At 32.3% G+C, this 14045-nt stretch carries 10 protein-coding genes; 4 read left to right on the top strand and 6 right to left on the bottom strand.

The features are described 5' to 3' along the window. Positions 1 to 328 precede the first annotated feature (328 nt). On the top strand, positions 329 to 844 hold the full coding sequence (locus RYK99_RS07820; protein WP_314991573.1) for a rhodanese-like domain-containing protein: 516 nt from the start codon (positions 329 to 331) through the stop codon (positions 842 to 844). A gap of 244 nt (positions 845 to 1088) precedes the next feature. Here the strand turns inward: RYK99_RS07820 and yidD are convergent, their stop codons facing one another. After that, entirely contained in the window at positions 1089 to 1340 is a 252-nt protein-coding gene (gene yidD, locus RYK99_RS07815; protein WP_314991571.1) for a membrane protein insertion efficiency factor YidD, read from the bottom strand. Positions 1341 to 1589: 249 nt separating this feature from the next. Here yidD and RYK99_RS07810 point away from each other — a divergent pair, with 249 nt between their 5' ends. Next, positions 1590 to 2024: a DNA starvation/stationary phase protection protein gene (locus tag RYK99_RS07810; protein ID WP_314991569.1), complete on the top strand. Its 435-nt coding sequence runs from the start codon at positions 1590 to 1592 to the stop codon at positions 2022 to 2024. Positions 2025 to 2086: 62 nt separating this feature from the next. On the opposite strand, the gene yycI is transcribed toward RYK99_RS07810, so the two are convergent. The 5 genes from yycI to RYK99_RS07785 all read right to left on the bottom strand — a co-directional run bounded on the left by yycI (position 2087) and on the right by RYK99_RS07785 (position 8081). Further along, positions 2087 to 2887 (bottom strand): two-component system regulatory protein YycI, encoded by an 801-nt coding sequence (gene yycI, locus RYK99_RS07805; RefSeq protein ID WP_314991567.1) that lies wholly within the window; start codon positions 2885 to 2887, stop codon positions 2087 to 2089. Beyond that, entirely contained in the window at positions 2884 to 4197 is a 1314-nt protein-coding gene (gene yycH, locus RYK99_RS07800; protein WP_314991565.1) for a two-component system activity regulator YycH, read from the bottom strand. The genes yycI and yycH overlap by 4 nt, the downstream gene beginning before the upstream one ends. An 11-nt stretch (positions 4198 to 4208) precedes the next feature. After that, positions 4209 to 6134, bottom strand: coding sequence for an ATP-binding protein (locus RYK99_RS07795; RefSeq protein ID WP_314991562.1), 1926 nt, complete (start codon positions 6132 to 6134; stop codon positions 4209 to 4211). Next, positions 6134 to 6838 carry a response regulator YycF gene (yycF, locus tag RYK99_RS07790; protein WP_003147481.1) on the bottom strand — a complete coding sequence of 235 codons (705 nt, stop codon included), beginning with the start codon at positions 6836 to 6838 and terminating at the stop codon, positions 6134 to 6136. Before yycF ends, RYK99_RS07795 begins: the two co-directional genes overlap by 1 nt. 244 nt (positions 6839 to 7082) lie before the next feature. Continuing rightward, positions 7083 to 8081, bottom strand: a complete 999-nt coding sequence (locus tag RYK99_RS07785) for a hypothetical protein (RefSeq protein WP_314991560.1) — start codon at positions 8079 to 8081, stop codon at positions 7083 to 7085. 272 nt (positions 8082 to 8353) lie between these two features. Here RYK99_RS07785 and RYK99_RS07780 point away from each other — a divergent pair, with 272 nt between their 5' ends. Together RYK99_RS07780 and RYK99_RS07775 are read left to right on the top strand one after the other, a co-directional pair. Then, positions 8354 to 8908 carry a flavodoxin family protein gene (locus tag RYK99_RS07780; protein WP_314991558.1) on the top strand — a complete coding sequence of 185 codons (555 nt, stop codon included), beginning with the start codon at positions 8354 to 8356 and terminating at the stop codon, positions 8906 to 8908. A 466-nt stretch (positions 8909 to 9374) separates the two neighbouring features. Then, positions 9375 to 13841, top strand: a complete 4467-nt coding sequence (locus RYK99_RS07775; RefSeq protein WP_314991556.1) for a YhgE/Pip domain-containing protein — start codon at positions 9375 to 9377, stop codon at positions 13839 to 13841. Positions 13842 to 14045 lie beyond the last annotated feature (204 nt).

Here is a 14045-nt window from a genome sequence, read left to right as displayed (position 1 = left end):
AAGGATTTTATTTCAGTTAAAAAACAGGCTGTTGACCTATTTGTCAACAGCCTGATAACTCTGTTACTACTAGCTAGTAATAGAGTTATTTTTTACACAAAAAATATAAATAAAACCATCTATATCTTCTATAAACCAAATTAATAAACACATTAATTTTTTATTAATTTTTATATATTCTGTTGTATATTTTTTAGTTTACATATAAATAACACTACAATAACAATTATCGTTTATTTTAATATAATTAAATTTTATTATATAATTTGTTTATACTAAACATTTTTTATGTTATAATAAAAGTGAAAATTAAGGGAAGATTAAATTTATGAAAAGAAATAAAATAACTTTAGCTTTGTCAAGCATATTACTTTCTGTATCTTTAGTAGGTTGCAGTAGCGGCGATGGTCTTAACCGTTCTGCAAAAGATGGTAAAGAAAACGAAGTGGAAAAAGCATCTATCAAACTTGTTAAAGCTACAAAAACTGGGGATTATAACTTAATAAATGCTGATGAATTGAAAAAATCTATCGATAACAAAGAAGATATGATTTTAATCAACACTATTCCTTCGGATCGCTTCGAAAAAACAAAAATCAAAGGTGCTGTAAATGCTGGCTTACCTAAAGAAATGAAAGATTTAAAACCAGAAGAAAAAGAAGCATTCTTAAAAACTTTAGGTACTGATAAAGATAAAAAAATTGTTATCTATTGTGGTTTTGTTGCTTGTGAAAGAAGCCATGTCGGAGCAGTATTAGCAAAAGAAGCTGGATATAAAAATGTCTATAGATTCCCGGGCGGAATTGCCGCATGGTTAGATGCTGGAAATAGCATTGATAAATAACATTACCTCTTGCATATGTGGATAATTATGAGGATTTACCTCACTTTTGCAATATAAATTAATATTTGTGGATAATTATGAGGATTTATCTACGAATACTCTAATTAAATAATATTTTAATTGTTATATTGTTGAAACAACCCCTTATTTATTTTTCAACAGATCAATCAACATTCCAAATTTTTATCCAAAATTAACAATTTCGCCCAATAAAGAGGCAGCTGGTTTCAGCTACCTCTTTATTTTATTTTTTTCTATTAAATTTAAATATTTCTCTTTTAAATAAAGGAACATTATCAAAATACTCTCCCTTATAGAAAGGGTGACATTTCAAAAGTCTCTTTATAGTTAGGTATGTTCCAAGAAAAAAGCCAAATCTCTTATAACTTTCCATTGCATAACTCGAACAAGTCGGTGAAAATCTACATGTCGGTTTTGTATAACGAGATATATACCTTCTATACAATTTTATTAAAAATATACATAACTTCGCCATTAAAAGCACTCCTTTCTATTTAATTTTAACAATTCACCTCCCCAATTTCAACTTTTTGCTCTATGAGATTAAAAATATATATCGATAATGATTATCGTTTATATTTTTTCACCTTGGAAAACATTGTCATATCAACATTTATTTTAGATAATAATTCTCAATAACTATTATAAGACTCCAAACTTTACATTACGTATTCATGGTGCTATAATTTAAGCATAAAATACAAACTAAAGGAGAGAATTTATAATGACACGTACAACAGAATTAAACAAACTTGTAGCAAACTTAACAGTATTATACACAAAATTACACAGCTTCCACTGGTATGTAACTGGACGTAGCTTTTACACACTACACGAAGTATTTGAAAACTATTACAACTATACAACTGAATCTTTAGATGAAGTTGCCGAAAGATTATTAGCAATCGGAGGACGCCCAGTTTCTACACTTAAAGGTGCTTTAGAAATCGCAACAATCAAAGAAGCAACTGAAAAAGAAACAACTAAAGAAATGGTTGCAGCTGTATTCCACGACTTCGAATTATTAATCAACGACTTAACTCACCTTATGAGTGTAGCTGAAGATGAAGGAGATCAAGGTACTTCTGACCTAGCATTAGGACTAAAAACTCAATTAGAAAAAAATGTATGGATGTTACGTTCTTACCTAGCAGACTAATATACATAATAGTAAAAGCTATCTGTCGCTCTATTGCGATAGATAGCTTTTTTTATATTTGTTTATGAACTGCGACCTTTTCTATTTAAGATGTTTAGGTTTATAGCATCTACATAATAGTTGCTTACCTGTCCATCCTTATCACTTATTTCAACATTCCAAGTCGGTATTAATACTTGATTTTCTGTCTGAGAAATATAAGTATAATATCCTAGGGTTGTACGAACTCTACAATTTTTTGGAATCAAGTCTTCATGGTACAACCTGTTTATAGCTTGATTAGATGTAACTAAGGTTTCATTTTTATCTTTTCTTATATTAGAAACTCCTGTTAGAGTAAATCGCTTGATGTCTCCATTACTTTCAACTTCAAAAACTATTCTAGCATTTTTATTTGAAAATACTCTGAAACTATCAATCTGCTGTTCATAAATAACCTCATTTTTATTAGAATTATAACTAGAGAATACATAATTTGCACTCAACTTCAATTTTTCAAGTAAAAATGAGTCTAATTCAGCTCTATAACTACCTTTGTTAACATTAGTTATAGCATTTTCTGAACTAACCTTTAGAGTTGATGTTTTATCTACATTTTCAACTTCAATCTTCAATCCATTATCTTCTTTTTTATAATCTTTCAAATCTGAAATAGTTACATTAACATAACCTAGATTATCACGTTTTGTGGCGTTTTCTTCGACAGTTATATTGTCATTTTTCATAGATCGTTCTATTATTTCTTTTTCTTGAACTATTTCAGTTTTATTCTTTTGAACTGTATAGACATAAAAAGTTAATAAGACTGCATTTAAAGCGACAAATAGATAAATAAATAATGTTTTCATCTTGCCCCAATTCATAGTCTCTCTCCCTTGTCTATTTTTTCTTTTATTTTTTTGAAACTCATATATCTGTCATTATACTTCACATACCATGCAGGTGTATAACTGAAACTGTTTCTGTCTTTATTATAAGTTTTATCATAACCTAAAACTATATCACCAATTTCTTTTAGATTAACCCTCTCGTAAAGATAGTTTATTACGTACTCTGTTTTTTCTACAGAATATAACTCCGCTTCTTTCGATGAAAGGTAAGTCTTAGTTAATTTTTTCGGTGATGTCAGTTTATATATTCCACTACTATTATCCTCTGATATTATATCAGCAAAACCATCTTTACTAAAAGCTATAGAGTCCTTGTACGCTTCTTGGAAAATACTAATTCCGTCTAAAGCTGTTGTTAGTTGGTAATTAGTATCCCCTACATAACCTAACTCTAAGAAACTAATAGTATTATTTATAGCAATAGTAGCTCCTACTTCACGTCCACCTTCATTAGATGGATTTGTATATACTAATCTATTATTTATAGATCTTAATATTCCATAACCATCAGTCACTTCATCTTCATTACTGATTCTAAGATTATCTTTTTTCTCAAAAATATCTCTCGCCAATTTATTTAAACTAACATCTTCAGCACTATATTCATCAATAACATTATCTTCATCGCCTTCTTTTAGATATATAAATTTATTATTTAAACTATATTTGGCATAATTTTGCTTTTTCTCATTGAATTTACTATTTATTTTTTCATATATATCTTGTTTTAAAGTAATTTGAAGATAGTTTTTATCATCTTTCTTATATAGATAAATCATATTAGGTCTATCTTTCAATAAAACTATAGTATCAAATTCTAAACTTACATTTGAATTGTCTTCAGAAAAGAATAACGGTTTAAGTAGTGCCGAGTCCAAAGTAACCTGATAATTTATCAATATTTTTTCAACGTTATTAGTCGTAATATCTTCTATGTTACGGTTTCTAACCCTTGATTCCGTACTCTCACTATCTGAAAGAAGAGACAATAACTCTTTTAATACTTTTTTATCTTTGACTCCTTCTACGCTAGCTACTTTTGTTATTGTATTTTGAATTATAGCTTCTTCCCTAGTTCCTTCTTGGTTTTTCACCACGCTATCTGGAATAAGGAAGTTCAGAAGATCATTTTTATTTGAATCAACTGTTTTCTGAGTAGATCTTTTCGTAAAAATTTCGTAATCTGGTTGATAAGTAATAATAAGATAAGATAAAGTTAAACTTAGTAAAACAAGTATACCTAAAATAACTGATTTTACAGTTTCCTTTTTTCTATTTCTCATATTACTCACCTCTATAACCATTCATCATCTATTTGTTCACAAGGTAGTGTTACAAAAATTATACTTCCATAACCTTCTCTACTTTGCGCCCAAATACGTCCTTTATGAGCTTCTACTATAGTCTTAGCTAGAGCTAACCCTAAACCAGTTCCACCCATACTTCTTTGTCTACTTTTATCAACTCTATAAAATCTATTAAAAATTTTATCAATGTGAACTAAAGGTATTCCTACCCCTTCATCTTTTATAGAAATACTAACTCTATTATGATGGTAATTCTGTCTAACTCTTATGGTAATATTCTTACCGTTTGGAGAATATTTTATAGCATTATTAACAATATTATCAAACACCTGTGTAAGTTTATCTTGATCTCCTTCGACAAATATCGGCGTTTTAGAAATATGCTTTATAAAGTTCTTTTCTGGATGTGTTAATGCAAATCTATCTGTAATCTGCTCAAGCATTTTATTTATATCAATGAACTCTTTTTCATAATGCTCTTCTTTAATATCCATTTTCCCAAGTTGCATAAGTTCATTTACCATTCTTATCATACGAGTAGTTTCTTTATGAATAGTATCGATAAACTGAGGAGCCAGTTCCTTATCTTCTAATACACCTTCTTCTAATGCTTCAATATAGCTATTCATAGTCGTTAGAGGTGTACGAAGTTCATGAGATACGGTCGATACGAATTCACGACGTTCTTTTTCCTGACGTTCTTGATCTGTTACATCATAAAGAACGATAATGTATCCTTCTAGCTCAGTTGACATCTGAGTTAGATCTTCTTTATCTTCTTTTTCTATCTTAGAGATTTCTGCTCGTAAAAGTAATTCATCATTATCATTAGACGCGTTAACAAGAAGGCTATCTTCCGCTTCTAGTATTTCCTCAATACTTTCATATTCTGTAATATTAAGAATTTTTAGAACATCTTTTCCGATAAAAATTTCATCATCACGTCCACCTAACATATCTTCAGCACTGGTATTTATAAGGATTATTCTACCATTATTATCAGTTGTAATAATCCCATCCATCATACTCTCGATAATAGTTGCAAGCTTCCTACGTTCCGTCTCCGTTACAGCCTGCTCTTCTTCGATTCTCTTAGAAATCTGGTTAAAGACTTTAGCAAGATCACCGATTTCATCATCTGCATCTATACCAACTACAGTACCATAATTTCCTAAAGCCATCTTCTTAACCTGAGAACTCATTTTTTCAATAGAACTCGTTACGGTTTTAGAAGCGACAAACCCTATTACAGTAGTAATTAATATCGATAATATAGTACCTACTATAAAGATTCGCGAAATACTATTTACCTCTTGATAAACACTTTCTATATCTGCCATAAGTGATATTACACCAACAACTTCATTATCTTTTTTCACTGGACTCACATAAATCCATACACGCTTATTGCTATCAGCATTGTTCTGAATTTGTTTAGTGCTCTCACCCGTTTTTATAACTTGACTAACAAGCGGATCAAACGATCTCTTAGCAAGATAATCATCATTTCCATTTCTTGATGAACTTGCTAAAATTTTCGAATTATTATCAATAACATTTACAAGTAGTAATTTCTGAATATTAAATTCACTAACTAGTTTTACTATTCCACTTTTTGAATCTCGTTTACTACTTGTGGAATCTTGATTAGAATTATTCTCCGCATCCGTCGACTCTTCTTCACTCTTTGCACTAGCCTTATCAAGCTCCTCACGAACATGGTAATTCAATATTTTTTCTTGTTCGATAATATTTTGTTCAAATGTATTTATATTACTGTTTCTTAATTGTGTTGTAAAGAACAATCCGATAAGTTGTAATGATATTATGTTGACCAATACATATACTATTACGAACTTAGTTCGAATTGATGAAAAGAATCTTTTCTTAAATTTCTTACCGAAAAAACTCATTACTCTTCACCTATAAAGTAACCAACACCACGACGTGTCATTATGTATTCTGGTTGAGATGAATCATCTTCTACTTTTTCACGTAATCTTCTCACGGTCACGTCAACCGTTCTAACATCTCCAAAGTAGTCATAACCCCATACTGTTTGCAGTAAGTTCTCACGCGTTAAAACTTGTCCGCGGTGTTGAGCAAGGTAGTAGAACAAGTCAAATTCTCTACGTGTTAAATCTATTTCTTCTCCATTTTTCTTAATAACATAAGCTTCTGGATAGATTACAATATCCTTAATTACAAGGTCACTACCACTCTTCTCTTCTACAACTTCTTCTTGTTGCTTAGTAACACGACGTAAGTTCACCTTAACCCTCGCCATAAGTTCACGTGTTGAAAAAGGTTTAGTCACATAGTCATCAGCTCCGAATTCTAATCCTAAAACCTTATCTATCTCACTATTTTTTGCTGTCAGCATAATAATTGGAATATTCTTTTTAGCACGTACTTCTCTACATACTTCCATTCCATCTTTTTTCGGCAACATCAAATCTAATAGAATCAAATCAGGATTTTCGCTAAAAGCAAGTTCCACCGCTTTTTCTCCATCATTAGCAACTATTACATCATAACCTTCTTTTTTTAAATTAAAATCTAGTATGTTAGCAATCGGTTCTTCATCATCGACTACTAGTATTTTATATTCTGCCATCATCTTCCTCCTTAGATTAATACTAAGTATTATTATATATTCTTACTTAGTCGCAAGAATGCATATAGCTATCTATATTATATCATTTTTCTTGAATAAGTTACAACTTTAAGCAAGCGATTAACACTCTATCACTTACGAGAAAACACAAAGTTTTTATAACAACCTATAAAACATATGAACCTGCCACTATACACATACAAAAAAACTCCTCATCTGACAAAAACGTCAGACAAGGAATCTATTATTGTTTTTCTTTAGCTTTCTCAATATTTTTTAATATGGCTTTTATGAAGAATTCGAAGTTAACATTGTATGGATTCTTATTCAAATTAGAGATCACAGTATCACTAGTAAGAAGTGTATTCAATTGTTTTTCTAACTCTACTATATGTTCCTCAGATAAATTACTTAATATTCCTACCTCTGCCAAACCAAAATCTTTATATTCTGAAGATAAATACTCGCCTTGACTTTCTTCACCCTCAAAAGAACTTCCGAATGACTTCTTATATATATCTAAAAAGCTCTTAATTCCGTGCATTCCCACTTCTTTAACTATAATTTCATCACCTACATAATAACCAATAGAAAGCAACTCGGCTATACGCGTAAATATATCATACTCCGAAACAACCCTCTTAACAGAACCCGTAAAAGAAGCTTTCTTAATAGCAATTTTTTTCATATTTCTAAGATATTTCTTCATACGCGTAGTGTACAACTCTCCATCAACTTCTTTATTCATAAAAATATCTATACCACCTATTAAATATATAGGAGCGGCATTGAAAACTATGCTTTCATTCACGTCGTACTCAATTGCAACTCGCTGCACAATACTTCCACCTAAAGAATGCCCAGTTAGTATGATATCATCACCATATTTTTTCTTCATTCTTGTATAAAATCTGTAACACGGAGTTAAATGTTCCCCTTGTCCTAAACAAATCCCTACAACATCAGCATACATATCTTTTTGTCTATCAAAGTAAAAATTCGTTCCTGTATAAGATAAAATATATTTTCCTTCTATAGTGTTCTCAAATAACGTCCCACTACTTCCTGTTTTTCCATCATAAAAACTACATACATAGTTCAACTCTTGCGGAAAATTATTTACTGCTTTTTGAAGATTAACATACTCTCGTATCACACTTTTGGGAACTTTGATTTTATCCATCGCTTCTATATGGTACACTATAAACGATGCGTAACTTGTCACTTCAAACAATCTATCCATTACTATTTATATCCATCCTCACAATATTTCTTAATAAGTATTTTATCACAAACAATTAATTTTTTCTTATTTTTTCATTATAAATAGTACTTTCTCAAATTAAGTTTTCAATTTTTTTTGATTTTTTTAAAAACAGAACCATAATTGATTATGATTTTCAATTAGCTATTTAAATCAATAATTATTTTTGATATAATAATTGTATAGATTTAATAAATACGGAATCAACTTACAGGATAGTTATTTCCATATCCTAAGTAGGAGGCTAAATTATGAAAATTTTACTTGCTTATTCTAGTAAAACAAAAAATACTAAGAAAGTAGCCGAGGCTATCTACGAACAGATAAAAGATCAAGGGGAAGTTGATCTACTCGACATAAAAAAACAACGAAAAAAACTAGAGAAAGAATACGACTTTTATATTTTAGGAGCATGGACAGATAAAACAAATGCTAATAAAAATATGCAACGTTTCGTAGATCAACAAGAGATACACGGAAAAGATGTCGCTTTGTTCTTAACTTGCGGTGTCCCTCGTGAACATTATCACGCTGATGATTCTATTAATAATTACATCGCATTTATGAAAGAAAGAAACAATAGAATCCATGAGACATTTGTTTGCCAAGGTAAGGTTGATCCAAAGGTTATGATAGTTTTCAAAATTCTTACTTGGCATGACCCTAACTTCATTCACAAAGTTACACCAGATCTTGTAGATATGGTTAAAGAATCTAAAAAACATCCAGATCCAAAAGACTTAAAAGATGCACAAATTTGCTTTAAAAATTTATTAGAACATAAAATTGCTCATGCAACAGCCTAAACAATAATATGAATTTAAAGACAGTTATCCACCAAATAGAGATAGCTGTTTTTTTTAATATTTATAGCTATTATCTCTATCAATTTCATATTTCAAGTCTAATGTCTTCAGATTTTTCCATTTTATTAGTGAATTATTTTTTTCATTAATTAGGATTATTTCTATTATATTTCAACAAATTTATTTTAATTAATATATATTTTTTCATAAGATTACATAATAATTATACTATTCGCTACAAACTCAATAATGGAGAGTTTCCCCGGATAGAATACTTATTAAATAGTTATAACCTCTATCCCCATTATACACAATATACTTCAATATTAAATATTATTAATTCACTATTGCTTTAAAATATTTTGACTTTTAGTATATAAGATTGTAAAATATTTTAAGTGATATGAAATCATATCATCAAATTCAATATAGTAGAATTTCGCCAACGAAATTCTTAGGAGGAATTATGATAAAAAAAGAATTTAGTAGCCTTTTAAAGAGCAAAGGTTTAAAAGCTACCATGGCTACCGTTCTTCTAGTTCCTGTTTTATATTCAGGAACCTTCCTAAAATCCGTTTGGAATCCATATGACAACACCGGAAACATGAAAGTCGGAGTTGTTAATCTAGACCAAAAAGTAGATTTTAATGGAAAAACTCTAGAAGTCGGGAATTCAATGGTCGATAAACTAAAAGAAAACAAAAAAGTAAATTGGCAATTCGTCGATAAAGATACAGCCGATAAAGAACTTCGCGAAGGAGACTACTACATGGTAGTTACAATTCCAGAGAACTTTTCTAAAAATGCTACATCTTTATCAAACGATAACCCAGAAAAAATGAACATCGACTTTACTACCAATTTTACGAAAAGTAAAAATGGTGAAAAAATTATGGAAACTGTAGCAAGTAACTTAACAAACACAGTTAAGGATCAAGTTGTAAAAACTTATACAGCTACTTTATACAGTAAGTTTTCTGAGATTGGTGAATCTCTTCACAAAGCAGCCGATGCTTCAAATACACTGAACAACGGACTTGGTCGTCTTAGTGAAGGTGGACAAAAACTTGGTAGTGGTATCAACCAACTTGCCGATGGTTCTGGTCGACTTTCTAATGGGCTTGGTCGCCTTAGCGATGGTGGGCAAAGACTTAGCAGTGGTATTAACCAACTTGCTGACGGTTCTGGCCGACTTTCTAATGGACTAACTCGTCTTAGCGATGGTGGAATAAGACTTAGCAGCGGTATTAACCAACTATCCGAAGGATCATGGAGACTGACTGCTGGACTTTATCGTCTTAGCGATGGTGGAATAAAACTCGGTAACGGAATTAATGAACTTGCTGATGGTTCTAAACGTCTATCTGATGGACTAACTCGTCTTAACGATGGAGGCGCTAAACTTGGTAATGGAATCAATGAACTTGCTAATGGTTCTAAACGTCTAACTGACGGACTTTCTCGCCTTAGCGATGGCGGCGCCAAACTTGGCAATGGAATTAATGAACTTGCTAATGGTTCTAAACGTCTAACTGACGGACTTTCTCGCCTTAGTGAAGGTGGACAAAGACTTAACAACGGAGTTAACGAACTTGCTAATGGTTCTAAACGTCTAACTGACGGACTTTCTCGTCTTAGTGAAGGTGGGCAAAGACTTAACAATGGAGTTAATGAACTTGCTGACGGTTCTAAACGTCTAAGCTCTGGATTAAGCCGTCTTAGTGAAGGTGGGCAAAGACTTAACAATGGAGTTAACGAACTTGCTGATGGCTCTAAACGTCTAACTGACGGACTTTCTCGTCTTAGTGAAGGTGGCGCTAAACTTGGTGATGGAGTATCTCAATTACAAAGTGGAGCTGGAAGATTATCAGATGGACTAAGTTCATTAAACGATAAAAAAGACGCATTAATCTCTGGTGTAAATGAACTAACTGAAGGATCTAATAAACTTACTATCGGTTTCGATACATTCAAAGCTAAGAGTATTATGCTTACTTCTGGTTTCAATTCTCTATACAACGGAAGCAAAGAATTTCAAGCTGGACTTTTAAAATATACTAACGGTGTTCTTACACTTAATGAAAAATTACTAGCTAAAAAAGAAGATTTAGAAAAACTAAATGCCGGAAGTGCTACATTAAACAATGGAATCGATAGATTATCAGACGGTATTTCACAAATCAACTCTGGACTTGCAGCTAAAAAAGATGATCTTAATAGACTTACTGCAGGTGGAGCTGCATTAGGTGATGGAGTAGCTAAACTTTCTGAAAGTACTCCAAAACTTGTAGATGGAGCTGATAAACTAAACACAGGATTAAACGCATTAAACGCTAACTTACCTAGCGACAGCGATTTAGCTGCTAAGAAATCTAGTCTAAATTCAACATTAGATAAACTAAAAGGATTAAAACTTACTTATAGAACTCATTTTAATCCACTTAATAGTGCTTTTGCAGAATTAGGTTCTCAATTAGAATCTATAAAAGCTCTCGTAGATCGTATAGAAACACAATCTACTACGACTACTACAACTACAACAGCACCTGCTCCAGCTCCTGCAGCCACTAATTTTTCAAACTTGGAGCAAACATTATCATCAATGCAATTAACACCTGAGCAAAAAGCAAGTATCCTTGCTGCCGCTCGTAACGATGTTGCTGCTACACCAGCACCTGCTGCTCAACCAACTACTACTGTTCAAAATAGCAGCAACAACAATAGCCAGATTAAAGCTGAACTTTCTTCAGCAGTATCTAGCGCAAACTCAAAATATTCAAGCATGAAATATCGTGTAGGAAGATTAAACTACATCCAAACTCAACTTGATAAATTCGATGTAAATACACTTTCTTCTGAACTTGAAGGAACAATTAGTGGTTTTTCTAGCATCAAAGACGCTGTCGGTAAACTTTCTGCTGGTAGTGGTCAATTAAAAGCTGGACTAACAATAATGAATGAAAAAACACCTACCCTTATGGCAGGATTCAATCAATATAAAGGCGGAGTAGATGCTACTGTATCTTCTCTAACAACAGGGGACTTAGCAAACGGACTTAACCAATTTGCTAGTGCGACTCCAAAACTTAAAGATGGAGTAACAAACTATACTAACGGTGTCAGTGCTCTAACTACATCAATGACTACAGGTGAACTAGCACAAGGTGTTGGAACACTTGCAGCTAAAGGATCTGAACTACAAGCAGGATTCGATAAACTAGGTGGTGGTATCAGCATAATGCATGAAAAACTTCCGGAATTAGCTGGTGGAATCGATGCTTTAGTTAATGGAAATGCAAGAATCAACGCAGGACTTAACAAACTTCAAGCTAAACTTCCAGAATTAAGTATCGGTATTAAAGAACTTGATAATGGTGGTAAAAAATTATATCAAGGACTAACAGATATGAAAGCTAAAGCTCCGGAATTAATTAACGGACTTAACAGTGCTAAAGCTGGATCTGAAAAACTTTCTAACGGACTTGCTGCTATGCAAGCTAAAGCTCCGGAATTAATCAATGGAGTTAACGCTGCTAAAGAAGGGGCTGAAAAACTTTCTAATGGTTTAGCTGCTATGCAAGCTAAAGCTCCGGAATTAATCAATGGGATTAACGCTGCGAAAGAGGGATCTGAAAAGCTTTCTAACGGACTTGCTGCTATGCAAGCTAAAGCTCCGGAGTTAATTAACGGAGTTAACGCCGCAAAAGCTGGATCTGAAAAACTTTCTAATGGACTTGCTGCTATGCAAGCTAAAGCTCCAGAATTAATTAACGGGGTTAACACTGCTAAAGATGGGTCTGAAAAACTTTCTAACGGTTTAGCTGCTATGCAAGCTAAAGCTCCGGAACTACTTAACGGACTTATCAACGCTAAAGTTGGGTCTGAAAAACTTTCTGGTGCTCTTACAATAATGCAAGCTAAAGCTCCGGAATTAATAGGCGGAGTTAACACTGCTAAAGACGGGTCTGAAAAACTTTCTAACGGACTTGTTGCTATGCAAGCCAAAGCCCCAGAATTAATTAATGGAGTTAATAGCGCTAAAGATGGAGCTAACAAACTTCACGGCGGACTTACTGCTATGCAGGCTAAAGCTCCTGAACTACTTAACGGACTTAACACTGCAAAAGCTGGATCTGATAAACTTTACAGTGCTCTTACAATAATGCAAGCTAAAGCTCCTGAGTTAATCGCAGGATTAGATAAAGCTAAAGATGGTTCTGGTTTATTAGCAGATAAACTTTCTAGCGGAGCTGATAAACTATCAGCAGCTAAAACTGGAGACAAAAACGTAGACATGATGTCTAACCCAATCAAAACTAATATTAGCGACATCTCAGAAGAAACTAGCTACGGAAACGCAATGGCTCCATTCTTCTTAGTATTCGGACTTCTAATCGCAGCTGCGGTATTTAACATCCTATTCCCAGCTCGTAAAGCAGAATACGGAGAGTCAACAAATAGTCTATTCACTTCAAGACTTGCATCAATGTCTACATTCGCAGTATTAGCTACAATTATCGAAGTTGTAGCGATGAAATTATTATTCGACTTTAGAATACAAAACTTCGGAATGTACTTCTTCGGATTAATACTTTCAGGTATCGTGTTTATGATAATAACACACTTCTTATCATACACGTTTGGAAAAGTTGGTAATGCTATTAGTATCGGATTTGTAGCTTTACAATTCGTTCTAACTACACCACTATTCCCTAAAGAAATGTTACCTTCTCTATACAGTGGATTAATTCCTTTCACACCTGTTTACTACGGTGACATGGCAGTTCGTCACGCTGTTCTTGGTGGTTTAACTGATGGAATTTACAACAACTCTATATTAATCTTAGTTGTTTTAGGAATAATATTCTTAACTCTTACTTACATCTCTTACAACAACAAGAATAATAAAGCTGTTGTGAATTCAGCAAAATAATAAACAAAAAATTCTAAGTAACATCAACATTTGTTACTTAGAATTTTTTTCTTAACAATTAAAAAGTACACATCTTTCTTATATCAAACTGTTTATTGTAATTCTAATCTGGATTATTTTAGATAACTATAAAAATACCCCCGAAAAAAGGGTACTGCACCCAAAAAGTTGGACAAAATATTAAGTTATTTTGGTTTAGTATTT

The sequence above is a fragment of the uncultured Gemella sp. genome (assembly GCF_963537375.1).
In the GTDB taxonomy this organism is placed as follows: Bacteria; Bacillota; Bacilli; order Staphylococcales; family Gemellaceae; genus Gemella.
The sequence above is the reverse complement of the archived record's forward strand: the minus strand, read 5'-3'. Positions and strand labels throughout refer to the sequence as shown.

What these genes read in the sequence shown, in the direction of transcription:
- yycH (WP_314991565.1), bottom strand. Translation starts at nt 4,197, where the DNA reads ATGAGAAATAGAAAAAAGGAAACTGTAAAATCAGTTATTTTAGGTATA.
- RYK99_RS07780 (WP_314991558.1), top strand. Translation starts at nt 8,354, where the DNA reads ATGAAAATTTTACTTGCTTATTCTAGTAAAACAAAAAATACTAAGAAA.
- RYK99_RS07810 (WP_314991569.1), top strand. Translation starts at nt 1,590, where the DNA reads ATGACACGTACAACAGAATTAAACAAACTTGTAGCAAACTTAACAGTA.
- RYK99_RS07775 (WP_314991556.1), top strand. Translation starts at nt 9,375, where the DNA reads ATGATAAAAAAAGAATTTAGTAGCCTTTTAAAGAGCAAAGGTTTAAAA.
- yycF (WP_003147481.1), bottom strand. Translation starts at nt 6,838, where the DNA reads ATGGCAGAATATAAAATACTAGTAGTCGATGATGAAGAACCGATTGCT.
- RYK99_RS07820 (WP_314991573.1), top strand. Translation starts at nt 329, where the DNA reads ATGAAAAGAAATAAAATAACTTTAGCTTTGTCAAGCATATTACTTTCT.
- yidD (WP_314991571.1), bottom strand. Translation starts at nt 1,340, where the DNA reads ATGGCGAAGTTATGTATATTTTTAATAAAATTGTATAGAAGGTATATA.
- yycI (WP_314991567.1), bottom strand. Translation starts at nt 2,887, where the DNA reads ATGAATTGGGGCAAGATGAAAACATTATTTATTTATCTATTTGTCGCT.
- RYK99_RS07795 (WP_314991562.1), bottom strand. Translation starts at nt 6,134, where the DNA reads ATGAGTTTTTTCGGTAAGAAATTTAAGAAAAGATTCTTTTCATCAATT.
- RYK99_RS07785 (WP_314991560.1), bottom strand. Translation starts at nt 8,081, where the DNA reads ATGGATAGATTGTTTGAAGTGACAAGTTACGCATCGTTTATAGTGTAC.